The following is a 21,782-nucleotide window of genomic DNA, read 5'->3' as shown; positions in this document are numbered from 1 at the left end:
TCCTTCCCCCGGCCTTCCTTCTACCTACTGCCTGTCCCGCCCTTCCTCGACGGCATGGCAGGCAACGAGCGTGGCCCCAACCGGCGTCATCTCCGGCCGTTCCCGCCGGCAGCGGTCATTGGCCAGCGGGCAACGCGGGTTGAAGGCGCAGCCGGAGGGCGGGCTGATCGGGCTCGGCACCTCGCCGCCGACGGGGATGCGCTCCCGCCCCGTCATGTCGAGGTCCGGAATGGCCTCCATCAGCGCCCGCGTGTAGGGGTGGCGCGGCGCCTCGAACAGCGTCTCGGAGGGCGCCAGCTCCACCAGCCGGCCGAGATACATCACCCCGATCCGGTCCGAGACCTGCCGCACCACGGCGAGGTTGTGGCTGATGAAGAGGTAGGTCAGCCCCATGCGGCGCTGGAGATCCTTCATCAGGTTGAGGATCTGCGCCTGCACGGAGACGTCCAGCGCGCTGGTCGGCTCGTCGCAGACCAGGAACTCAGGGTTGGAGGAGAGCGCCCGCGCGATGGAGATGCGCTGGCGCTGCCCGCCCGAGAATTCGTGCGGGAATTTCTGCCCGTCGGCCGGGGAGAGGCCGACCTGGGTGAGCAGTTCGCCCACGCGCTTCTCGCGCGCCGCCCGGTCCGATACCAGGCCGAAGGCGCGCATCGGCTCGGCCACGATGTCCAGCACCCGCCAGCGCGGGTTGAGGCTGGCATAGGGGTCCTGGAAGATCATCTGCATCCGCCGGCGCTGGGCGGCATCGGCGCGGGCGGAGGAGAGGTCGTTGCCGTCGAACAGCACCGCGCCCCGCGTGGTGCCGTAGAGGCCGACCGCCAGCCGCGCCACGGTGGACTTGCCGCAGCCCGACTCACCCACCAGCGAGAGGGTGGTGCCGCGCGGCACGTCGAAGGAGATCCCGTCGACGGCACGCAGCGTGCGCTTGCCCTCGCGCGCCAGCAGGCGTTGCAGCAGGGGGCGGGAGACATCGAAGTAGCGGGCCACGTCCCGCACTTCCAGCATCGGCGGCTGGCCGGCGGCGTTCTCAGACATGGGCAGCCCTCTTCTCGGAGGCGGGGTCGTGCAGCCAGCAGGCGGCGCGGGTGGTGCCGGCGTCCAGCAGGTCCGGCCGCTCCACGCGGCAGCGGTCGAAGACGTGCGGGCAGCGCGGGTTGTAGGCGCAGCCGCGCGGAATGGCGGTCAGCCGCGGCATGGCGCCATCGATCTGCGCCAGGTGCTCCACCTTGCGGTCCAGCGGCGGGATGGAGGCCATGAGGCCGGCGCTGTAGGGGTGGTTGGGCGCCTTCACCACCTCCCGCACCGGGCCGATCTCGGCGACGCGGCCGGCATACATCACCGCCACGCGGTCGGCGGTCTCGGCGATGACGCCCATGTCGTGCGTCACCAGCATCACCGCCGTGCCGTGGTCGCGCGTCAGCCGCTTGAGCAGCGCGATGATCTGCGCCTGGATCGAAACGTCGAGCGCCGTGGTGGGCTCGTCCGCCACCACCAGGCGCGGCTCGGCGCAGAGGGCGAGCGCGATGACGACGCGCTGCCGCATTCCGCCCGAGAATTCGTGCGGGTAGCTGTCGATGCGCTGCGCGGCACCGGGGATGCCCACCTCCTCCAGCCAGTGGATGGCGCGCGCCCGGGCCTGGGCCGGCGTCATCGGCAGGTGGGTGAGGATGGTCTCCTGCAGCTGGCGGCCGACCGTGTAGAGCGGGTTCAGCGTGGTCAGCGGGTCCTGGAAGATGGCGCCGATCTGCTTGCCGCGGATGCGCCGCATCTTCTCGCGCGGGAGGTTGTCGATGCGCTGGCCGTCCAGCAGGATCTCGCCGCGGGCGATGCGGCCGGGCGGCTCCAGCAGGCCGATGATGGCGGCGCCCGTCATCGACTTGCCGGCGCCGGATTCGCCCACCACCCCCAGCACCTCGCCGGCGCGGATGGAGAAGGAGACGTCGTCCAGCGCCGTCAGCGTGCCGCGCCGGGTCGGGAACTCGACGCGCAGGTTGCGGACTTCGAGAAGCGGCGCCGCGGCTGCGGCAGGGACAGGATTCATCAGCGCAGCCTCGGGTTCAGGGCGTCGCGCAGCCAGTCGCCCAGGAGATTCACGGAGAGCACCAGCGCCACCAGGGCGATGCCGGGGAACAGGGTGATCCACCACTCGCCGCTGAACAGGAAGTCGTTGCCGATGCGGATGAGCGTGCCGAGGGAGGGCTGCGTCGGCGGCACGCCGACACCCAGGAAGGAGAGCGTGGCCTCCGCCAGGATGGCGAAGCCGAGATTCAGCGTGGCGATGACCAACACCGGCCCCAGCACGTTGGGCAGCACATGCGTCAGCATGATGCGCAGCTTGGAGAGGCCGATGACGCGGGCAGCCAGCACGTATTCCTTGTTGCGCTCGACCAGGGTGGAGCCGCGCACGGTGCGGGCGAATTGCGGCCAGTTGCTGACGCCGATGGCGAACACCACGACATAGAGCGCGATCGCCTCATGCGCCTCGGGCGGCAGGGCGGCGCGGACGATGCCGTCGATCAGCAGCGCCACCAGGATGGAGGGGAAGGTGAGCTGGATGTCGGCCACGCGCATCAGCACGGCATCCACCGTGCCGCCGAGATAGCCGGCCAGCAGCCCCAGCCCCACCCCCACCACGGTGGAGAACACCACCGCCGAGAGGCCGACGATGAGCGAGACGCGCGCGCCGTACATGATGGCGGAGAGCACGTCCCGCCCCTGGTCGTCCGTGCCGAGGAGGAAGGAAGCGTTGCCCTCCTCCGTCCAGGCCGGCGGGTTGAAGGCGTCCATCAGGTTGAGGCTGGCGAGGTCGAACGGGTTGTGCGGCGCGATCCAGGGCGCGAGCACGGCGCCCATGATGCAGACGAGCGCCACCACCGCCGAGACCACCGTGACCGGCGAGCGGCTGAAGGAATACCAGAGGTCGGAATCGAGGGCGCGCGACAGGGCGTTCGCCATGGCTCAGTGCCCCCCGCGCCCGGCGCGCAGGCGCGGGTCCACGATGTAGTACAGGATGTCCACCACGAGGTTGATCACCACGAAGATCAGCGCCGTCAGCATCAGGTAGGCGGCCATCACCGGGATGTCGGCCGAGCCCACGCTCTGGATGAAGAGCAGCCCCATGCCGGGCCACTGGAACACCGTCTCCGTCACGATGGCGAAGGCGATGATGGAGCCGAGCTGGAGGCCGGCGATGGTGATGACCGGCACCAGCGTGTTCTTCAGCGCGTGGCCGAAATGCACGCTGCGGTCCGGCAGGCCGCGGGCGCGGGCGAACTTGATGTAGTCCGTCCGCAGCACCTCCAGCATCTCGGCCCGCACCAGCCGCATGATCAGCGTCAGCTGGAACAGGCCAAGGGTGATGGCGGGCAGGATCAGCGCGCGCCAGCCATCGGCGGTGAGCAGGCCGGTGCTCCACCAGCCGAGCTGCACCACCTCGCCCCGGCCGTAGCTCGGCAGCCAGCCCAGCAGCACCGAGAACACCAGGATCAGCAGGATGCCGATGAGGAAGGTGGGCAGCGAGACGCCGATGAGGCTGAAGGTCAGGAAGAAGCGCGACAGCCAGGAATTGCGGTAGAGGCCCGTATAGACCCCCATCGGCACCCCCACCAGCATGGCGATGGCGGCGGCCACGAAGGCCAGCTCCAGCGTGGCGGGCGCGCGTTCCGCGATCAGCTCCGCCACGGGGCGGGAGAGGCGGTAGGAGAGGCCGAACTCGCCCTGCGCCGCGTTCACCACGAACTTGAAGAACTGCACGAAGAAGGGCTGGTCGAGGCCCAGGCTGGCCACCAGCGCCTGGCGCTGCGCCTCGGTGAAGTCCTGGCCCAGCATGATCGCCACCGGGTCGCCGACATAGGCGAACATGGCGAAGCTGATCAGCGCCACCACCAGCAGCACCGGAATCGCCTGCAACAGGCGGGAGAGGATGAAGGCGGGCATCGCTCAGCCGGCCCTGCGCATCCGGCGGCCGCCCCATGCGGCCGCGCGAGCAAACCTCGCCGTGGCGGCGCGCGCCACGGCCCTTCCGTTCCACATAGCCTTTTCGTCCCCAAACCCGGCCTTCGGGTCCCGTCCCTAGGAGGCCGGCGCATTCCTGGTCAAGCCGCGCAATCAACCACCGCGAGGGACGGAAGGGAAGCGCGAGGGACGGAAGGAAAGCCAGCCCCGGCGCCCGCCGCCTCACCGCAGGGTTTCCGGCTCCTCCTCCGCCCAGTCCCGCAGCAGGGTGAAGCCAACCGCCAGCAGCACCGGCCCGAGGAACAGGCCGAGGAAGCCGAAGGCCAGCACCCCGCCCAGCGCGCCCAGGATGGTGAGCAGCAGCGGCAGGTCGGCGCCGCGGCTGATCAGCCAGGGGCGGATGACGTTGTCCACGCTGCTGATGCCGAAGGCGCCGTAGACCAGCAGGAAGATGCCCCAGCCGGTGGAGCCCTGGCCGAACAGCCAGAGCGCCGCCGGCAGCCAGACCAGCGGCGCGCCGACCGGCAGCACCGACAGGGCGCCCGCCACCACCGCCAGCAGCACCGGCTGCGGCACCCCGGCGATCCAGAGGCCGAGGCCGGTCAGCACCCCCTGCGCCACCGCCGTGCCGAGCAGGCCATAGACCACGCCGATGGTGACATTGGCGGTCAGCTGCACCAGCCGCCGCGCCTGCGGCCCGGCGATGCGGCCCACCAGCGCCTCCAGCCCCGCCGCCATGCGCGGCCCGTCGCGGTAGAAGAAGAAGGAGAGCAGGATGGCCAGCACCAGCTCGGCCAGGCCCGAGAGCACCGCCAGCAGCAGCGCCAGCGCCTGCTGGGCGATGACGCCGGCATAGGGCTGCAGCAGGCTGGTGAGCGGGCTGAAGTCGAATTGCAGCGCGTCCCAACGCTCGGCGAGGGAGGCGCCGATCCAGGGAATGGCGGCCAGCTTGTCGCTCAGCGCCGGAAAGCCGCCGGCCACCAGCCCTTCGACGTTGCGCCGCAGCCCCTCCACATCCTCGGCGCGGATCGGCGCGGCGAAGAGCAGCGGCAGGCCGACCAGCAGCATCTCCAGCGTCACCATCACCAGGGCGGCGAGGCCGGGGGAGAGGCGCAGCCGGTCCCGCAGGGTGCGGTAGGCGGGCCAGGTGCAGAAGGCCAGGATGGCCGCCCACAGCAGCGCCGAGATGAACGGGCGCAATACCAGCAGACAGCCGAGCAGCAGCGCGGAGAGGGCCGCCAGCCCCAGAATCCGGGCCGGCCGCAACGCCCGGTCACCCGGGGAGGAGGAGGAGCTCATGGCAGGGAATGTGCCTGAGCCGCGGCGCCGCCGCCAGCGGCGCGCCGGATGCGCACGGCAGCTTGTCGGACAAGGGCTTGCACTCCGCGCCCAGCCCTCTAGCGTGCCGCGCCAGCACCGGGGCGCGAGGCCGCGCTCCCACCGATATCCGGAGATCCCGCATGCCGCGCTTCGCCGCCAACCTGTCCATGATGTTCCAGGAACTGCCCTTCCTGGACCGCTTCGCCGCCGCCCGCGCGGCGGGGTTCGAGGCGGTGGAGTTCCTCTTTCCCTACGACTTCCCCGCCGCCGAGATCGCCACCCGCCTCAAGGACAACGGGCTGCAGCAGGTGCTGTTCAACGCCCCGCCCGGCGACTGGGCGGCGGGCGAGCGCGGCATGGCCTGCATCCCCGGCCGCCAGGCCGAGTTCCGCGAAGCGCTGAAGCAGGCCCTGGACTACGCCGCCGCCCTCTCCTGCCCGCGCCTGCACATCATGCCGGGCCTGCGCCCCGCCGGCGTGGCGCATGACACGCTGACGGCCGTCTATGGCGCCAACCTGGCCTGGGCAGCCGAGGAATGCGCCAAGGCGGGGGTGAAGGCGGTGATCGAGCCGATCAACCAGCGCGACATCCCCGGCATCTTCATGACCACCATGCAGCAGGGGGCCGACATCATCGCCGCCGTGGGCGAGGACAGGCTCGGCCTGCAGTTCGACCTCTACCACTGCCAGGTGAGCGAGGGCGACATCGTCAAGCGCGTGGAGAAGCACCTGGCCATCATCGCGCACATGCAGGTGGCGGACGTGCCGGGGCGCAACGAGCCGGGCACCGGCGAGGTGAACTGGGCTTTCGTGTTCGATCGCATCGACGCGCTGGGCTACCGTGGCTGGATCGGCTGCGAGTACCGGCCGGCGGGCGAGACGGTGGCCGGCCTCGGCTGGTTCGCCCCCTACAAGGCCGCCTGACCAGGCCCGCACTTCCCGGAGGAGACGTCCAAAGATGAAAATCGGTTTTATCGGCCTCGGCATCATGGGCCATCCCATGGCGCTGCACCTGAAGTCGGCGGGCCATACGCTGCTGGTGCCCGACCGCGCCAGCCTGAAGGAGGAGATCCGCGCCCAGGCCGAGGTGCTGCCGGACCCGGCCGCCATCGCCGCCGCGGCCGAGGTGATCATCCTGATGGTGCCGGACACGCCGGATGTGGAGGCCGTTCTGTTCGGCCCGAAGGGCGTGGCCGAGGGCCTCTCCCCCGGCAAGCTGGTGATCGACATGAGCTCGATCAGCCCGACCGCCACCAAGGATTTCGCCCGCCGCGTCAACGAGAAGGGCTGCGACTATCTCGACGCCCCCGTCTCCGGCGGCGAGGTGGGCGCCAAGCAGGCCAGCCTGACCATCATGGTGGGCGGCCCGCAGGCAGCCTTCGACCGCGCCCTGCCGCTGTTCCAGGCGATGGGCAAGAACATCACCCTGGTGGGCGAGGCCAATGGCGCCGGGCAGACCTGCAAGGTGGCCAACCAGATCGTCGTCGCCCTGACCATCGAGGCGGTGGGCGAGGCGCTGGTCTTCGCCAGCAAGGCCGGGGCCGATCCCGCCAAGGTGCGGCAGGCTCTGATGGGCGGGCTGGCGACCTCGCGCATCCTTGAACTGCACGGGGAGCGCATGATCAAGCGCACCTTCGAGCCCGGCTTCCGCATCGCCCTGCACCAGAAGGATCTCAACCTCGCGTTGCAGTCGGCGAAGGAGCTCGGGGTCGCGCTGCCCAACACAGCCTCGACTCAGCAGCTATTCTCGGCCTGCGCGGCGGCTGGCGGGGGGCAGTGGGATCACTCCGGTTTGGTTCAGGCTCTTGAAATGCTTGCGGCGCATAAAGTCTCCGGAAGCTGAGGCTTGGCCGGCCCCTGGCGGGCCGATTCCGGCCCGCCAGGGCACTTCGTTTTGAGAAAGATTCTTATCATCTCGCGATTATCCGTTGCCAGAAGGCCGCCCCGGCCGCATTTTCTGTCCTAGCGCCGTCCGGCGAGATTTTTCGCCGCAGACGAATATGAACCGGTTGATATCGACAAGAGGTGTCATGCGTTTCGCCGATATCGGCCAGCAATTGCGGGCCTACCGTCTTGAGTCCGGCCTGCGGGCCGAGGAGATCGCGGCGCGGCTGGGCGTGTCCCGGGCCGCGTTGTATCGCTACGAGAAGGGCGAGGTCATCAAGCTGGACACGATCCGGCGGCTGGCTGAGTTGCTGAAGATCTCGCCCCTTTCCCTGCTCGGGATCGGGGTGGAGTATTTCTCCCGCCCCATCGCCTTCCAGGAGCGGCTGCGCCAGGTCGAGGAGCAGTCCGACCAGATCCTGCAGGTCGGCGGCGCCTTCTGCTACCAGACCACCACGGAGGCCTTCGACGGCGCCCTGGCGGAGGCCTGGGCCGAGGCGGCCGATGCGGCGCCCGAGCGCATCCCCGCCCGTGCCGCCGCCGACCAGGCGATGGGCCTGCTGACGGCACGCAAGAAGCTGCACCAGTCGCGCCGCGCCAACATCATCGCCATGCTGTCGGAGACCGCGCTGCGCGGCTTCCTGGCCGAAGGCGTGGCGGGCAGCCTCGCCCTCTCGGAGCGCACCCGCAACCGGTGCCGGCAGGCGGCGCGCGACGAGGTGGAGAGCATCGCCACGCTGATGGAGAGCGTGCCCATCGGGCTGCAGATCGGCCTGCTGCCGACCGAGCCGGCGGGCAGCTTCATGGTGCTGCGCGGGCGGGAGCGGGCGCATGTCTGCACCAGCCCCTTCCCCGCCGACCTCACCGCCAGCCCGGCCATCGGCGTCGGCACCATCACGGCGGCGGACGAGGCGGTGTCGGTGCACCAGCGTGTGGCCGAGGCTGCCTGGCGCAACGCGCTGAAGGGCCCCGCCGCCGCCAGCCGCCTGCGGGAGCTGCTGCAGGAGGCCGCGCCGCGCTGAGGCGCGGCGCGGACGCGCCCTACAGCGCCAGCCGCGCCTCCATCACCTCGTCATCCTCCGGCGAGCGGCGCAGGGTGAAGCCGAGGGAGCGGACGAAGCCCAGCATCGGCTGGTTGTCGGCCAGCACCTGGCCGACAACCAGCTCCAGCCCCTGCCCCCGGCCCCACTCCAGCAGCCGCTCCATCAGGTGCCGGGCCAGGCCCTGGCCCTTCCAGCCCGGCAGCGTCACCACCGCGAACTCGCCCACCGCCGGGTCGCCGGGGGCGCCGCCCGGCTCGCGGATCAGCCGCGCCACGCCCACGGTGCGCGGCGGCCCCTCGCCGCTGCTGTCCACCGCCACGAAGGCCATCTCCCGGTCGTAGTCGATCTGCGTCATGCGGGCGAGCTGCGCCGGCGGCAGCTCCTTGATCTGGCTGAAGAAGCGCCAGCGCACATCCTCCGGCGCCAGGTTGCGGAAGGCCTCGGCATGGGCGGCGGCGTCCTCCGGGCGGATCGGGCGCACCAGCAGCCGGCGGCCATCCCGCGCCGTCCATTCCCGCGCCAGCTCGGCCGGATAGGGCGGCACGGAGAGCATGGAGCGCTGCCCCGGCGGCCGCAGCCCGCCCGAGGCATCCAGCGCAAGCAGCCCCTTCCCGTCCGCCAGCAGCGGGTTGACGATCAGCCCCTCGATCTCGGGGAAGTCGATGGCGATCTGGGAGAGGCGCACCAGCGCGTCGGCCAGCAGGGTCAGGTCTACCGGCGCGTGGTCGCGGAAGCCTTCCAGCAGCCGCACCCCGCGGGTGCGGCGGATCAGCGCCAGGGCCAGGGTGCGGTTCAGCGGCGGCAGGTCGAACGCCACGTCCGGCTCGAAGTCGGAGGCGGTGCCGCCGCGGCCATAGCCGATCCAGGGGCCGAACATCGGGTCGTCGCCCAGCCGCAGGCGCAGCTCATGGGGGCGCAGCGGACCGGCGCCGCCGGCTTGGCGCTGCACCAGGAAGCCGTCGATCCGCGCCTGCGGGCGGGCGGCGCGCACCTGCGCCACCATGGCGGCCGCCGCCGCGCGCAGCCCGGCCACGTCCTTCAGCCCCAGCACCACGCCCCCCACCTCGGTCTTGCGCGGCAGGTCGGGGCTCAGGACCTTCAGCACCACGGGGAAGCCCAGGCGCATGGCGGCGGCGATGGCGGCATCGACATCCGGCACCGCCTGCCCCGGCACCGCCGGCAGCCCGTAGGCCTCCAGGATGCGCAGCGCCTCCGCCTCGGTGAAGCCGAGCCGCCCCTCGGCGCGCAGGGCGTCGATCACGGCGCGCACGGCGGCGCGGTCCGGCGCCAGCTCCAGCATGTCGCGCGGCGGCAACTCGGCGGCGGCGGCGCGGTTGCGGCGGTCGGTGGCCAAGTGCAGGGCGCCGCGCACCGCGGCCTCCGGCGTGGCGAAGACGGCGTGGCCGGCCAGCGCCAGACGGCGGCGCGCGGCGGCGGCGGCCGGCGCCTGGCCCAGCCAGCCCACCAGCACCGGGGCGCCGCGCGTCGCCCGCGCGGCGGCGGCGAGGGCGCTGGCCGCCACCTCCTGATCCTGCCCCGGCGCGGGCGCGTGCACCGCCACCACCGAATCTACCTCCGGCAGGGCGGCCAGCAGGCTGGCGGCCTCGGCCAGGCGGTGCCCCTCCTGCGGCGGCAGCAGCAGCGGGTTGCCGGGGGCCGCCTGCGGCAGCGCCAGCGAGAACGCCTCCTGCGCCGCCGGGCTCCAGGCGGCCAGGCGGCCGCCGGATTGCAGCACGGCATCGGCCGCCAACTGCGCCGGCCCCTGGCCGTTGGCGACGATCGCCACCCGGTCGCCGGCCAGCGCGTCCAGCCCGCCGCGCGGCGCCGGGCGCACCCGCGCCAGCGTCTCGGCCGCCGCCAGCAGGTCCTCCAGCCCACCCACGCGCAGCACGCCGGCGCGGCGCAGCGCCGCCTCCATCACCGCATCGGCGAGGCCGGAGGCATCGGCCTGCCGCCCGCCGGGGCGGATCGCCACCACGGGGCGGGTGCGGGCCGTGGCGCGGGCGGCGGAGATGAACAGGCGGCGGTTCTTGATCCGCCGCAGGTCGAGCAGCACGGCGCCCGCCTCCGGGTCGCGCGCGATCCAGTCCAGGGCCAGCGCGAAGCCCAGCCCCTGGTTGGTGCCGATGCCGACGATGTGGCTGAAGCCCAGCTCCTCCCCCTCCGCCCAGTCGATGACGGCGCGCGCCATGGCGCCGGACTGGCAGAGCAGCGCCAGCCGCCCCGGGCGCGGCGCGATGTGCGACAGGCTGGCATTCAGCCCGATGCGCGGCAGGCAGAGGCCGAAGCTGTGCGCCCCCAGCACCCGCACGCCTGTCCTCTCCGACAGGGCGGCGAGGTCCGGCCCGGCCACCGGGACGATGGCGGCGAAGCAGCCCCGCGCCGCCAGCGCCCGCATCGCCGCCTCCTGCGCCCCGGGCGGCAGGCAGAGTACGGCGAGGTCGGGCGGCGCGGGCAGCGCCTCCAGCGCCTCCGCCGGCAGCAGCCCCTCGGCGGCGAGGCCGATGGCGTGGATCGGCCCGGCGAAGCCGCCCGTGGCGAGGTTGCGGGCGAGGATGCCGGATTCCGGCAAGGCCGGGTCGGCCAGCAGCACCACCGATTGCGGGCGGAACAGCGCCGTCTCCCGGAAGCCGGGACGGTGGCGCGGCAGGGCGAGAGGGAGCTTCATGGCGCCGAACATCTGGCGCGCCCCGCGCTGCGCCGCAACAGGAACCTGCCGCCGGAACGATCCTCGGGCGAAGCTTTTTCCGGCGCCCGGCGGCACCTCCAGCGGGGCTGGCCCGCGCGATCCGGGGCTGGCCTGCGGGGCGCCGCCGGGCTAAGGGAGCGCATCATTTATGATCCGGCAGGGCTTATGCGGGCGTGAAGGCCCGTTGGGTTGCCGCTTTTTCCCCGCCCCTCTATAGCCGTCCCGACGCCAGAGAGGTTCTTGACCTTGGCCAGTATCGCCCCCCTTCCCGACGCTTCCGCCAACCCCGCCATCGCGGCGCAGCAGAAGATCCTGGCTCTGCCGGTGACCGAGACGCGGCGGATGGCCGATGCGATCCGGGCCCTGGCCATCGACGCCGTCGAGCAGGCCAAGTCCGGCCACCCCGGCATGCCTATGGGCATGGCCGACGCCGCGACCGTGCTGTTCAGCAAGTTCCTCAAGCACGACGCCGCCGACCCGCGCTGGGCGGACCGCGACCGCTTCGTGCTCTCGGCCGGCCACGGCTCGATGCTGCTCTACGCATGGCTGCATCTCTCCGGCCATGCCGGCATGGCGATGGACGACCTGCGGAAGTTCCGCCAACTGCATTCGGTGGCCGCCGGCCATCCGGAATATGGCGAGCACCCGGCGATCGAGACCACCACCGGCCCGCTCGGCCAGGGGCTGGCCAACGCCGTCGGCATGGCGCTGGCCGAGCGGCACCTCGCCACCCGCTTCGGCAAGAGCCTGGTGGACCACCGCACCTGGGTGATCGCCGGCGATGGCTGCCTGATGGAGGGGATCAGCCACGAGGCCGCCTCCATCGCCGGCCACTTCAAGCTGAACAAGCTGACGGTGCTGTGGGACGATAACGGCATCTGCATCGACGGCGCGGTCGACATGGCCAGCTCCGACGACGTGCTGAAGCGCTTCGCCGCCTATGGCTGGGCGGTGAAGCGGGTGGACGGGCATGACGCGGCGGCGGTGGAGAAGGCGCTGGAAGGCGCCACCCGCAGCACCCGCCCGACCATCATCGCCTGCCGCACCATCATCGGCTTCGCCGCCCCCACCAAGGCCGGCACGGCCGGCAGCCATGGCAGCCCGCTGGGCGGCCCCGAGGCCGCCGCCGCCAAGCAGGCGCTGGGCTGGACCAGCGGCCCCTTCGAGGTGCCGGAGGACATCAAGGCCGCCTGGGAGGCCGCCGGCCGCCGCTGCGCCGGCGCCCGCCGCTCCTGGCTGAAGCGCCTGGCCAACCACCCGCAGAAGGCCGAGTTCGAGCGCGCCATGGCCGGCAAGCTGCCGGAGGGCTGGCACGAGGCCGCCGCCGCCTACCGCGCCAAGCTCGCCGAGGACAAGCCGAAGATCGCCACCCGCGTCGCCTCGCAGCGCGCGCTGGAGGTGCTGGTGCCGGCCATCCCCGAGATGATCGGCGGCTCGGCCGACCTCACCGGCTCCAACAACACCAACGTCAAGGGCATCCCCGTGCTCTCGCCGTCCAACATGGGCGGGCGCTACGTGCACTGGGGCATCCGCGAGCACGGCATGGCCGCCGCCATGAACGGCATGGCGCTGCATGGCGGCGTCATCCCCTATGGCGGCACCTTCCTCGTCTTCGCCGACTACATGCGCCCCTCCATCCGCCTCGCCGCGCTGATGCGCGCCCGCGTGGTGCATGTGCTGACGCATGACAGCATCGGCCTCGGCGAGGACGGGCCGACCCACCAGCCGGTGGAGACGCTGGCCAGCCTGCGCGTCATCCCCAACCTCCATGTGTTCCGCCCGGCGGACGCGATGGAGACGGCGGAGTGCTGGGAGCTGGCGGTGGCCCGCGCCGACGGCCCCTCGGTGCTGGCGCTCTCCCGCCAGAACCTCCCCGCCCTGCGCGAGGAGGCGGGCGAGAACCGCTCCGCCCGCGGCGGCTACGTGCTGGCCGAGGCCTCCGGCGCCCGCAAGGCGACCCTGATCGCCACCGGCTCCGAGGTGCAGCTCGCCATGGCGGCGCGCGCCACGCTGGAGGCGGAGGGCATCCCCACCGCCGTCGTCTCCCTGCCCTGCTGGGAGCTGTTCGCGCTGCAGGACGAGAGCTACCGCGCCGCCGTGCTGGGCGATGGCCTGCGCATCGGCATCGAGGCGGCGCTCGGCTTCGGCTGGGAGCGCTGGCTTGGCCGTGATGCAACCTTCATCGGCATGACGGGTTTCGGCGCTTCGGCACCGGCCGAGGATCTCTACCGCCACTTCGGCATCACGGCCGAGGCGGTTGTGACGGCAGTCCGGCGCAAGCTGGGCTGAGACGCTTCAAGACCAATCGGGAAAGACAAGGGAAGACACCATGGCTGTTAAGGTCGCGATCAACGGGTTCGGGCGCATCGGCCGCCTGGTGCTGCGCGCCGCCTGCGAGAGCGGGCGCGACGATGTCGAGTTCGTTGCCATCAACGACCTGGGCTCGGTCGAGGCGAACGCGCATCTCTTCCGCTACGACAGCGTGCATGGCCGCTTCCCCGGCGAGGTGATCGTCGAGGGCGACAGCATCACCATCAAGGCCCACGGCAAGACCTGGGGCCCGATCAAGGTGACGGCCGAACGCGACCCGACGAAGCTGAAGTGGGACGGCGTCGACATCGCCGCCGAGTGCACCGGCATCTTCACCGCGCGCGAGAAGGCGCAGGTGCTGCTCGGCACCGGCGCGCGCAAGGTGCTGATCTCGGCCCCCGGCGAGAACTCGGACAAGACCATCGTCTACGGCGTGAACCACACGACGCTGACGGCCGAGGACAAGATCGTCTCGAACGCCTCCTGCACCACCAACTGCCTGGCGCCCGTCGCCAAGGTGCTGCACGAAAAGTTCGGCATCCTGCGCGGCTACATGGTCACCATCCACGCCTACACGGGTGACCAGAACACCGTCGACACGCTGCACAAGGACCTGCACCGCGCCCGCGCCGCGGCGGTCTCGGCCATCCCGACCTCGACGGGCGCCGCCAAGGCCGTGGGCCTGGTGATGCCGGAGCTGAAGGGCAAGCTGGACGGCACCGCCATCCGCATCCCGACGCCGAACGTCTCGCTCGTCAGCCTCGACTTCGTGCCGGAGCGCACCGAGGGCCTGACCAAGGAGGCGATCAACGCCGTGATGAAGGAGGCGGCCGAGAACGGCCCGCTGAAGGGCATCCTCGGCTACAACACCGCGCCGCTGGTCAGCATCGACTTCAACCACGACCCGCACTCCTCCACCTTCGACGCCACCCAGACCCAGGTGGTCGATGGCGGGCTGGTGCGGGTGATGAGCTGGTACGACAACGAGTGGGGCTTCTCCAATCGCATGTCGGACACCGCCGCCTATCTCGGCAAGCTCTGAGGGAGGGCGCGGCGATGGCCCGTTTCCGGACGCTCGATCAGCTCGACCCCGCCGGCAAGCGGGTCCTGCTGCGCGCCGACCTCAACCTGCCGGTGCGCGACGGTCAGATCACCGACCGCACGCGCATCGAGCGCCTCTCCCCCACCATCCGCGAGCTGGCGGAGAAGGGCGCGCGCGTCATCGTGTGCAGCCATTTCGACCGGCCGAAGGGCAAGCGGGTGCCGGAGATGTCGCTGAAGCCAATGGCGGAGGCGCTCGCTGGCTCGCTCGGCCGCCCCGTCGCCTTCGCCGATGACTGCATCGGCCCCGTGGCCGAGGCCGCCGTCGCCGCCCTGAAGGATGGCGAGGTGCTGGTGCTGGAGAACACCCGCTACCACGCCGGCGAGGAGAAGAACGACCCGGCGATGGCGGAGGCGCTGGCGAAGCTCGGCGACGTCTTCGTCAACGACGCCTTCTCCGCCGCCCACCGCGCCCATGCCTCGACCGAGGGCGTGGCGCACAGGCTGCCCAGCTATGCCGGCCGGCTGATGCAGGCCGAGCTGGAGGCGCTGGACGCGGCGCTCGGCACCCCGGCGCGGCCGGTCGTCGCCATCGTCGGCGGCGCCAAGGTCTCCACCAAGCTCGACCTGCTCGGCAACCTGTCGCGCAAGGTGGACGTGCTGGTGATCGGCGGCGCCATGGCCAACACCTTCCTGGCGGCCAAGGGCATGTCCATGGGCAAGTCGCTGCAGGAAGCGGAGATGCACGAGACGGCGCTCCGCATCCTCGACGAGGCCAAGGCCGCCAATTGCGAGGTGCTGCTGCCGGAGGATCTCGTCGTCGCCGAGGCCTTCGCCGCCAACGCCCCGCACCGCACCGTCGCGGCGGACAAGGTGCCCGAGGGCATGATGGCGCTCGATGTCGGCCCCGGCACGGTGGCCGCGGTCGAGAGCCGCCTGAAGCGCGCCTCCACCCTGGTGTGGAACGGCCCCTTCGGCGCCTTCGAGATCCCGCCCTTCGACACCGCCACCGTGCAGGTGGCGCAGATGGCCGCGGGGCTCACCACCTCGGCCGGGCTGAAGACGATCGGCGGCGGCGGCGACACCGTCTCGGCGCTGCGCCATGCCGGCGTGGCGGAGCGGATGACCTATGTCTCCTCCGCCGGCGGCGCCTTCCTGGAGTGGCTGGAAGGCAAGACGCTGCCGGGCGTGGCGGTGCTGCAGGAAGGCTGAGCCACGGCTCGGCGGACGGAACGAAGGCCGGGGCGGAAGTCCCGGCCTTTTTTGATCGCCCCTCGATACCCCGTTGCAGGATCATCCGACGAGCGGCCGAAAACTCCGGGTCAAGGGGTGGTGCTTCGCGTTTCGCGGGTCCACATTCGCCCCAACCCCGACCAGTTGAGGAGACGCTGTAGATGTACCAGGACGTCCTGCTCCATATCGACGGCCAGTGGCGCGCCGCGACCGGCGGCCGCACCATCCCCGTGCTGAACCCGGCCACCGAGGAACAGATCGGCACCGTTCCGCACGCCAATGAGAGCGACCTCGACGAGGCGCTGGCCGCCGCCGAGCGGGGCTTCGCCACCTGGAAGAAGGTTTCCGCCTTCGACCGCTCCAAGCTGATGCGCAAGGCCGCCGACCTGCTGCGCTCGCGCGCCGACAGCATCGCCCGCCTGATGACGCTGGAGCAGGGCAAGCCCCTGCCCGAGGCGAAGATGGAGGTGATGGCCGGCGCCGACACCATCGACTGGTTCGCCGAGGAAGCCCGCCGCGCCTATGGCCGCGTGGTGCCGGCGCGCGCCGAGGGCGTGTACCAGCTCGTCATCAAGGAGCCGGTCGGCCCCGTGGCCGCCTTCACGCCGTGGAACTTCCCGATCAACCAGGTGGTGCGCAAGCTCTCCGCGGCGCTGGCCACCGGTTGCTCGATCATCGTCAAGGCGCCGGAGGAGACGCCGGCCTCGCCGGCCGAGCTGATCCGCTGCTTCATCGATGCCGGGCTGCCGAAGGGCGTGGTTGGCCTCGTCTATGGCGTGCCGGCGGAGATCTCCTCCTACCTCATCCCGCACCCCACCATCCGCAAGGTGACCTTCACCGGCTCCACCCCGGTGGGCAAGCACCTGGCCGAGATGGCCGGCAAGTACATGAAGCGCGCGACGATGGAGCTGGGCGGCCACGCCCCCGCCATCGTGTTCGACGACGCCGATGTGGACCACGCCAGCAAGACCCTCGCCGGCAGCAAGTTCCGCAATGCCGGCCAGGTCTGCGTCTCGCCGACCCGCTTCCTGGTGCAGGAGAAGGTGTTCGACCAGTTCGTCGACAAGTTCACCGCCTATGCCAAGTCGCTGAAGGTTGGCAACGGGCTGGAGGATGGCGTGCAGATGGGCCCGCTGGCCAATGACCGCCGCATCCCCGCCATGGAGGCGCTGGTGGCCGATGCCCGGCAGAAGGGCGCCGAGGTCCGCACCGGCGGCAACCGCATCGGCAACAAGGGCTATTTCTACGAGCCGACGGTGATCACCGGCCTGACGCGCGAGATGCGCGCCATGAACGAGGAGCCGTTCGGCCCGCTGGCGCTGATGGTGCCCTTCAAGGACTTCGACGAGGTGGTGGAGGAGAGCAACCGCCTTCCCTTCGGCCTCGCCGCCTATGCCTTCACCCGCTCGGCCAAGACGGCGAACGCCATCGCCAGCCAGGTCGAGACCGGCATGATGACGATCAACCACCTCGGCCTGGCCCTGCCGGAAGTGCCGTTCGGCGGCATCAAGGACAGCGGCTACGGCTCCGAGGGCGGCTCCGAGGCGATCGAGGCCTACCTGAACACCAAGTTCGTCACCCAGGCCGGCCTCTGACAGCCGGCCCGCCCCTCCGCCCGCGGGCGGAGGGGCCACGGCCCGGCCCGCGCCTCCCCCGGGAGGCGCGGGCTTTTTCATGCCCGCTCAGCCGGTGCTGGATCAGCCGGTGCTGGAGGGGTCCTGGCTGACCAGCACCTTGTCGATCCGCCGCCCGTCCATGTCGATGATCTCGAAGCGCCAGCCGGCCCAGGCGATGCGGTCGCCCTCGCGCGGCACGCGCTGCAGCAGCGCCAGCACCAGCCCGGCCACGGTGTGGTAGCTGCCCTCGCCCGGCAGGCCGGGCAGGTCCAGGCGGGCGCGCAGCTCGTCGCTGGCCATCATGCCGTCGAGCAGCAGGCTGCCATCGTGGCGCTCCACCACGCCGCCGGCCTGCGGCGCCGGCGCCGGGCCCAGCTCGCCCACGATCGCCTCCAGCAGGTCGGAGGCGGTCACCACGCCCTCGAAGCTGCCATACTCGTCCATCACCAGCGCGATGCCGAGCGGGTCCTTGCGCAGCCGGGCCAGCCCGTCCAGCGCCGAGAGGCCGTCGGGCAGCACGGAGGCCTGGCGCAGCGCGGCCTTCAGGTCCAGCGGCGCGCCGGTGAGGATCTGGTCCAGCAGGTCCTTCGCCGCCACCACGCCCACCACGTTGTCGATCCGCCCGTCCGCCACCACGAAGCGCGTCACCGTGCTGGCGCGCAGCCGCGCCGCAACCTCCTCGGGGCCGGCATTGCGGTCGATCCACTCCACCTCGGTGCGCGGCGTCATCAGCGCGCGCACCGGCTTGTCGGCCAGCCGCAGCACGCGCTCGATCATGTGATGCTCCTCGCGCTCCAGCGCGCCGGCCTCGGCGCCCTCGGCCACGGCGGCGCGCACCTCCTCCTCCGTGATGGTGGTGGAGACCGGCTTGCTCGCGCCGAGCAGCCCCAGCACCAGCGCCGAGGAGCGGGAGAGCAGCCAAACCATCGGCGCCGCGACGCGGGAGAGCAGCGACATCGGCCGCGCCACCAGCACCGCCACCGCCTCCGGGTTGCGCAGCGCCAGCTGCTTCGGCACCAGCTCGCCCAGGATCAGCGAGAGATAGGTGATGCCCAGCACCACCAGCCCGAGGGCGATCTGGCTGGCATAGGTCTCGAGCCCCGGGATCTGCGCCAGCAGCCCGCCCAGCCGCTGCGCCAGCCCCTGCCCGGCGAAGGCGCCCGCCAGCACGCCGACCAGCGTGATGCCGACCTGCACCGTGGGCAGGAAGCGCTGCGGATCCTCCGCCAGTTCCAGCGCCGTGCTGGCGCCGGCCCGTCCGCTCCGCTGCAGGCCGAGCAGCCGCACGCGGCGCGAGGAGACGATCGCCAGCTCGCTCATCGCGAAGACGCCATTCAGCAGGACGAGCAGCAAAATCACGCCGATCTCGATGGCGATACCCATGGCGGGGCGGTCTCCGTTGGGGGTGCAGGCGGCGGTTCTAGCCCCTCGCCCGGGATGGGTCACGCCTTCAGGCCCCATTCCTGCCATCAAGACGCCGATCCACCGCCGCAGGGCACCCGCATAGGAGGAGTCATCGCGCGACGCGCACCGCCGTCTGGAGTCGGAACGCCATGAATGCACGCGCCCTACGCCCTGTTCCGGGCAATGCCGGCCTCTCCGCCGCTCCCATGCCACTGCGGCAGGGCGGGCGGGGTGGCCACGCGCCCGCTCCGCTGCTCTGGGCGCTGCTGCCACTGCTCGCGCTGGCGCAGGGGGCGGCGTGGTGGGCGGCGGGCGGCGGCGGGGCCGTTGCCTGGGGAGGCGGCGCGGCGCTGGCGGGCCTGCGCGGCGGCGCCTGGGCGCTGCGCGGCGCGGGCGGCCTGCGCTGGCCCGGCCTGCTGATGGTGGCGCTGCCGGGGCAACTCCTGGCCGGTGGGCTGGCTGTCCTGGCGCGGCAGGGGCTGGCGTCGCATCCGGCCTGGCTGGCGCTGCTCGTCCTTCTCCTGCCCATGGCGCTGCTGCTGCTGTGGGAGGCGCGGCTGCTGGCCGATTCGCTGTTCGCGCGCGCCTACCGACGCCGCCACCCCGCGCTGGGGCAGGCAGGCGGGCCGGAGCCGCGTGTCTCGGTGCATCTGCCGACGCAGGACATGCCGCCTGCCCTGCTGCGCGACACGCTGGACCACCTCGCGGAGCTGGATTACGGCGCGCTGGAGGTGCTGGTGCTGGACAGCAGCCATAGCCCCGAGAGTTGGGAGCCGGTGGCCGAGCACTGCGCCCGGCTCGGCCCGCGCTTCCGCTTCTTCCATCTCGGCGCCGGGCAGCGGGCGGCGCGCAACTTCGCCCTGCGCGAGATGGCGCCGGATGCCGCGCTGGTGGCCACGCTGGAGCCGGGCTGCCGTGTGCAGCCGGACTGGCTGCGCCACGCCGTGCCCTTCTTCCGCGACCCCGGCCTCGGCTTCGTGCAGGCCGCCGCCTGCGCGCCGGAGCGGGGCGCGCCGCTGGCCGAGCGGCTGGCCCACGCGGCCGATGCCTCGCGCTGGCCGCGCGTGCAGCGGGCCCGCAACGAACACCGCGCCGTGCCGCTGCGCCCGGCCCTGGCGCTGATCCGCCGGCCGGCGCTGGAGATGGCGGGCGGCTGGGACGAGGCCGCCCCCTGCCAGCCGGCCGAGCTGGGGCTGCGCCTGCTGCGCCAGGGCTGGGACGGGCTGGAGCTGGCCGATGGCCTGGCCGCCGGCCATGTGCCGGCGGTGCCGCAGGCCAGCGTGGCGGGGCTGCTGCACGGGCTGCGCCGGCATGGCGCCGCCCTGCTGAACCCGCGGCACCGCGGCCTTTCGCCGGCGCAGCGCCGCCACCTGCTGGCCGAGCCGGCGGCCTCGGCGGGCGATGCGCTGTGGCTGGCCCTGGCGGTGCTCGCCCTGCCCTGGACCCTGGCCCTGGCCGCCGCGCGCCTGCTGGAGGCCGCGCCCCTGCTGCCCTTCCTGCTGCCGGCGCTGATGTTGCCGCTGTTCCGCCTGGCGCAGGCGGCACTGCTGGCGCCCCGCGGGTACCGCGCCCTGGCCGGCCTCGCCGCCCTGGCGACGATGCCGGAGCGTGGCGCCGCATTGTGGCGCGCCGCCCTGGCACCCACGGCCGAGACGGGCAGGCCGCACCGGCTGGTCAGCCTGCTGCTGGCGCTGCTGGCCGGCGCGGCCGGCAGCCTGGGCCTTGGCGGGGCGCAGGGGCTGGGCTGGGCGGGTGTGCTGCTGCTGCTGGCCGTGCCCTGCGCCGCCGCCCTCGCCCTGCGCCGCCAGGCGCGGCCGGCGCCCGCGGAGTGGGAGGCCGGCTAGGCCGCCACCCGCTCCGCGCCGATCAGCGCCAGCCCCTCGGCGACCGAGACGAACTCGCCGCCATGCGCCACCCGCTCGGCGCCGAAGCGCGCCTCGAACAGCCGCCGCACCGCCGGCACCAGGGATGACCCGCCGGTGAGGAAGACGCGGTCCACCGCCCCCGCCGGCAGCCCGGCCTCGGCCAGGGCCTGGTCCACCGCCCCGCCGAACTGCGCCAGCTCGGGCGCGATCCAGGCCTCGAAATCCGCCCGCCGCACCGTCTCCTCCAGCGCGAAGCCGCCGTGGCGGAAGCGCAGCACCGCCGCCTCGGCGCCGGAGAGTGCCGCCTTCACGCCGGAGACGGCCTGGTAGAGCGCATAGCCCGCCTCGTCCTCCACCAGCCGGATCAGGTGGTGCAGCTGCTCCGGATGGTCGGCGGCGCGCGCCACCTCGCCGATCTCGCGCAGGGTACGCGGCGCGCGCATCAGCGAGAGCCGGTGCCAGCGGGCGAAGCTGGTGTAGAAGCTGGGCGGCACCGGCAGCGCCGTGCCCATCACCCGGTAGCTGCCGCCCTTGCCGAGGCGCGGCGAAACCACGTTGTCGATGATCCGGTAGTCGAAGGCGTCTCCGGCGATGCCGACGCCGGAATGGCCCAGCGCGGTGACGCGCCGCGCCGCGCCCGGCTCGTAGCGCAGCAGCGAGAAGTCGCTGGTGCCGCCGCCGAAATCGCCCACCAGCACATGCGCGGCCCCGTCCAGCCCGGCGGCGAAGCGGTGCCCGGCCGCCTCGGGCTCCAGCGCGAAGTCGAGCGATTCCCAGCCGGCGCCGGCGAAGGCGGAGCGCAGCCGGCGCTCGGCCAGCGCGTCATCCGCCTGCTCGCCCACGAAGCGCACCGGCCGCCCCGCCACCACCCGCGCGGCACCCAGCGCGGCGCCGCCCATGGCATGCCCGGCCAGCGCGCGCAGGAACAGCGAGATCAGCTCCTCCAGCCCGTAGCTCCGGCCGAAGATGCGGGTCTCGGTGAAGCTGCGGCTGGCCAGGTAGCTCTTCATCGACATGATGAGCCGGCTGCCGAGCGGGTCGTCCAGATAGGCCTCGATGGCGTGCGGGCCGGCGGCGTGCTGCAGCTTCCCGCGCGAGGGGCCGGTCTCCTCCGCCCAGAAGCAGAGCAGGGAGCGGAAGGTGTCCAGCACCTTGCCGCCCACCTGGTAGCGCACCGTCGCCACCCGCCCCTCCCCGTCGCGCAGGGCGATGACGCTGTTCGTGGTGCCGAAGTCGATGCCGATGATGTCCGACATGGTGCATGCCCGGGCCGTTCGAGGGCCGGGCGTTAGAGCAGATCGGGCGCGGCGGGGGAATGGCGATTCGGCTCGCCTTGCTCGCGAAGATGGCAAAGCGGTTATCTATTTTTTGACTTATCCCAGGTTTTGCGATCGGCTACCGTTCATATCCCGTTAACATGTAGC

16 protein-coding genes are annotated in these 21,782 nt (G+C 72.3%); 8 read left to right on the top strand and 8 right to left on the bottom strand.

Features of this window, described 5'->3' with window-relative positions:
• Window positions 1–24: 24 nt before the first annotated feature.
• From CR165_RS02575 to CR165_RS02555, 5 genes are all read right to left on the bottom strand, one after another.
• Entirely contained in the window at window positions 25–1,035 is a 1,011-nt protein-coding gene (locus tag CR165_RS02575) for an ABC transporter ATP-binding protein (protein WP_109515373.1), read from the bottom strand.
• Window positions 1,028–2,041 carry an ABC transporter ATP-binding protein gene (locus tag CR165_RS02570; RefSeq protein ID WP_109515372.1) on the bottom strand — a complete coding sequence of 338 codons (1,014 nt, stop codon included), beginning with the start codon at window positions 2,039–2,041 and terminating at the stop codon, window positions 1,028–1,030. Before CR165_RS02570 ends, CR165_RS02575 begins: the two co-directional genes overlap by 8 nt.
• Window positions 2,041–2,955 (bottom strand): ABC transporter permease, encoded by a 915-nt coding sequence (locus tag CR165_RS02565; protein WP_109515371.1) that lies wholly within the window; start codon window positions 2,953–2,955, stop codon window positions 2,041–2,043. Before CR165_RS02565 ends, CR165_RS02570 begins: the two co-directional genes overlap by 1 nt.
• Before the next feature lie 3 nt (window positions 2,956–2,958).
• Window positions 2,959–3,936: an ABC transporter permease gene (locus CR165_RS02560; protein ID WP_109515370.1), complete on the bottom strand. Its 978-nt coding sequence runs from the start codon at window positions 3,934–3,936 to the stop codon at window positions 2,959–2,961.
• 240 nt (window positions 3,937–4,176) lie between these two features.
• Window positions 4,177–5,253: an AI-2E family transporter gene (locus tag CR165_RS02555; RefSeq protein ID WP_109515369.1), complete on the bottom strand. Its 1,077-nt coding sequence runs from the start codon at window positions 5,251–5,253 to the stop codon at window positions 4,177–4,179.
• A gap of 161 nt (window positions 5,254–5,414) precedes the next feature.
• Here CR165_RS02555 and otnI point away from each other — a divergent pair, with 161 nt between their 5' ends.
• From otnI to CR165_RS02540, 3 genes are all read left to right on the top strand, one after another.
• Entirely contained in the window at window positions 5,415–6,197 is a 783-nt protein-coding gene (gene otnI, locus CR165_RS02550; RefSeq protein ID WP_109515368.1) for a 2-oxo-tetronate isomerase, read from the top strand.
• A 34-nt stretch (window positions 6,198–6,231) separates the two neighbouring features.
• Window positions 6,232–7,116, top strand: a complete 885-nt coding sequence (locus CR165_RS02545; RefSeq protein WP_109515367.1) for a 2-hydroxy-3-oxopropionate reductase — start codon at window positions 6,232–6,234, stop codon at window positions 7,114–7,116.
• Window positions 7,117–7,303: 187 nt separating this feature from the next.
• On the top strand, window positions 7,304–8,179 hold the full coding sequence (locus CR165_RS02540; RefSeq protein WP_109515366.1) for a helix-turn-helix domain-containing protein: 876 nt from the start codon (window positions 7,304–7,306) through the stop codon (window positions 8,177–8,179).
• A gap of 19 nt (window positions 8,180–8,198) precedes the next feature.
• Here the strand turns inward: CR165_RS02540 and CR165_RS02535 are convergent, their stop codons facing one another.
• The gene (locus CR165_RS02535) at window positions 8,199–10,868 is read right to left on the bottom strand and encodes a bifunctional acetate--CoA ligase family protein/GNAT family N-acetyltransferase (protein ID WP_109515483.1); all 2,670 of its coding nucleotides are present in this window, start codon (window positions 10,866–10,868) and stop codon (window positions 8,199–8,201) included.
• A 267-nt stretch (window positions 10,869–11,135) separates the two neighbouring features.
• Here CR165_RS02535 and tkt point away from each other — a divergent pair, with 267 nt between their 5' ends.
• The 4 genes from tkt (at window position 11,136) to CR165_RS02515 (ending at window position 17,068) form a co-directional block, all read left to right on the top strand.
• The gene (gene tkt, locus CR165_RS02530; protein WP_109515365.1) at window positions 11,136–13,178 is read left to right on the top strand and encodes a transketolase; all 2,043 of its coding nucleotides are present in this window, start codon (window positions 11,136–11,138) and stop codon (window positions 13,176–13,178) included.
• A 40-nt stretch (window positions 13,179–13,218) separates the two neighbouring features.
• Window positions 13,219–14,241, top strand: a complete 1,023-nt coding sequence (gap, locus tag CR165_RS02525; protein WP_109515364.1) for a type I glyceraldehyde-3-phosphate dehydrogenase — start codon at window positions 13,219–13,221, stop codon at window positions 14,239–14,241.
• Window positions 14,242–14,255: 14 nt separating this feature from the next.
• The gene (locus CR165_RS02520) at window positions 14,256–15,452 is read left to right on the top strand and encodes a phosphoglycerate kinase (RefSeq protein ID WP_109515363.1); all 1,197 of its coding nucleotides are present in this window, start codon (window positions 14,256–14,258) and stop codon (window positions 15,450–15,452) included.
• Between the two features lie 182 nt (window positions 15,453–15,634).
• Window positions 15,635–17,068, top strand: a complete 1,434-nt coding sequence (locus tag CR165_RS02515; RefSeq protein ID WP_109515362.1) for an NAD-dependent succinate-semialdehyde dehydrogenase — start codon at window positions 15,635–15,637, stop codon at window positions 17,066–17,068.
• 102 nt (window positions 17,069–17,170) lie between these two features.
• Here the strand turns inward: CR165_RS02515 and CR165_RS02510 are convergent, their stop codons facing one another.
• On the bottom strand, window positions 17,171–18,472 hold the full coding sequence (locus tag CR165_RS02510; RefSeq protein WP_109515361.1) for a hemolysin family protein: 1,302 nt from the start codon (window positions 18,470–18,472) through the stop codon (window positions 17,171–17,173).
• Between the two features lie 170 nt (window positions 18,473–18,642).
• Here CR165_RS02510 and CR165_RS02505 point away from each other — a divergent pair, with 170 nt between their 5' ends.
• The gene (locus CR165_RS02505; RefSeq protein WP_146201814.1) at window positions 18,643–20,337 is read left to right on the top strand and encodes a glycosyltransferase; all 1,695 of its coding nucleotides are present in this window, start codon (window positions 18,643–18,645) and stop codon (window positions 20,335–20,337) included.
• Here CR165_RS02505 and CR165_RS02500 read toward each other — a convergent pair.
• Window positions 20,334–21,614, bottom strand: coding sequence for an Hsp70 family protein (locus CR165_RS02500; protein WP_109515359.1), 1,281 nt, complete (start codon window positions 21,612–21,614; stop codon window positions 20,334–20,336). The two genes, CR165_RS02505 and CR165_RS02500, sit on opposite strands and share 4 nt — an antisense overlap.
• Window positions 21,615–21,782 lie beyond the last annotated feature (168 nt).

Source organism: Teichococcus aestuarii (genome assembly GCF_003116135.1).
Lineage (GTDB): Bacteria > Pseudomonadota > Alphaproteobacteria > Acetobacterales > Acetobacteraceae > Pseudoroseomonas > Pseudoroseomonas aestuarii.
This window is presented reverse-complemented; position numbering and strand designations above follow the sequence as displayed.